Origin of the sequence: Wolbachia endosymbiont of Drosophila incompta (assembly GCF_001758565.1) — a bacterium.
Taxonomy (GTDB): domain Bacteria; phylum Pseudomonadota; class Alphaproteobacteria; order Rickettsiales; family Anaplasmataceae; genus Wolbachia; species Wolbachia pipientis.
In genome coordinates this window covers 491007-492820 of record NZ_CP011148.1, presented here as the reverse complement: position 1 = coordinate 492820, position 1814 = coordinate 491007, and the positions used below count along the sequence as shown (strand labels likewise).

The following is a 1814-nucleotide window of genomic DNA, read 5'->3' as shown; positions in this document are numbered from 1 at the left end:
GTGCCGAAGATGCGCTTGAACGATATATCATTCTTAGGATCGAGAAACTTGGAAAGAGCCATGAGAAAGTAAGATAAAAAGCATTAATTATTATACACAATTGTGAAGAAATATTCAATCTTTTTATTGTTTTAAATGTGTTAATGAAAAAACGTCTGTCAGAGATCACCTGAGAATTGCATTTAAGGCTTTAGATGTAGATTTGGATCATCTTTTTATAATTGCCTTATAAAATACCTTAAAAACCCCAGCAAATGAATTGATAAGCTATGAAGAGCTTAAAAATATTTATTTTTAGTGTGAGAGATTAACCTCCTAATAAAAACACGAGCCCAAAAGCTCAATTACGATTTACCTAATATCGAGAGGACAGGTTTGTCAATCTCTCACACCTTACATTTTAAAATATTCAAAAAATAATATCAACATATTTCGGTAGCAAATTTACGTTGAATCTATATCCTGTAAGTATGGGCGAAAAAAAGAAGGTTACGATATATACAGATGGAGCTTGTTCTGGAAACCCTGGTCCCGGTGGGTGGGCAGCCGTAGTCATGTATGAAAATAAAAGTGTCTTTATCAAGAAACGTATCTCTGGAGGTGAAAACAAATAACAAGATGGAGCTAAAGGCTGTAATTAACGGGCTAAAGATGTTGAAAGTTTCTTGTGAAGTTGTTTTACACACTGATAGTCAGTATATTAAACAAGGTATAACAGAGTGGATCAATAAATGGAAGGTAAATGGTTGGAAGACAGCCGATAAAAAGCCAGTGAAGAACAGAGAATTATGGCAGGAACTAGATGAAGTTGCTTTGCAGCATGATATTAATTGGAAGTGGGTTAAAGCTCACAACGGTAATATGTACAATGAGGAGGCAGATAGACTTGCTAGAAAGGAATCTAAAAAGCTAAAATATAGAGATTGTGAGGTCAAAAAATCACCAAAAAATAGAGGGAACTCTAAGTTTCATAGATGGGTGGGGTATTATGGCAATAATTCTTTTAGACACAAAAACTATAAACCGTATAGCAGCGGGAGAAGTAATCGAAAGGCCAGCAAGTGTAGTAAAGGAATTAGTGGAAAATGCAATAGATGCTGGAAGTTCAGAAATAGAGATCAAGATAGAGAGTGGTGGGCGTAATCTTATAACTGTAACAGATGATGGAAATGGAATAGAAAAGAATGATCTAGAACTAGCATTTATGAGGCATGCTACTTCGAAATTAAGCGATAGTGAGTTAATAGAGATCAAGCACCTTGGGTTTAGAGGAGAAGCTTTGCCTTCAATTGCAGCAGTAAGCAGAATGAATTTATCATCTAGGGCAAGTGAAGCAAAGGAAGCATGGTCTATAAGGTATGAGGGAGGAGAAAAAGTAAGAGAGATTACCCCTTGTTCTTTGCTACAGGGTACATATATTGAAGTTCGTGACTTATTTTTTGCTACACCAAATAGACTAAAATTTCTAAAAACTGAAAGGGCAGAAACACAAAGCATTGTTGACATTGTAAATAACTTAGCAATGATTAACTATGGTATTGGTTTTACTCTCACTTCCGGTAATAAAAAGCTCTTAAAATATGCTAAGCAAACTTCGTTATTTAGCAGATTATGTGAAATAGAAGAGGAATTTCAGGGTAATGCTCTGGAAGTTAATGAAGAAGAAGACAGCGTTAGACTTACAGGGCATATCTGCAAACCAACTATCAACCGCGGTAAGTCAACTCAGATCTATACGTTTGTTAATGGAAGGCCAATCAAGGATAATCTACTTATTGGTGCAATTCGATATGCGTATCAAGATTTTATTCCAA

General features: G+C 35.3%; 1 protein-coding gene and 1 pseudogene. Both read left to right on the top strand.

Going from position 1 to position 1814, the window contains the following annotated elements; genetic code table 11:
- Positions 1 to 470: 470 nt before the first annotated feature.
- Positions 471 to 900: pseudogene (gene rnhA, locus WG67_RS02160) on the top strand (ribonuclease HI); the annotation flags it as partial.
- Between the two features lie 88 nt (positions 901 to 988).
- Positions 989 to 1814, top strand: an 826-nt coding sequence (mutL, locus tag WG67_RS02155; RefSeq protein ID WP_156768678.1) for a DNA mismatch repair endonuclease MutL, incomplete at its 3' end; no start/stop codon positions are given.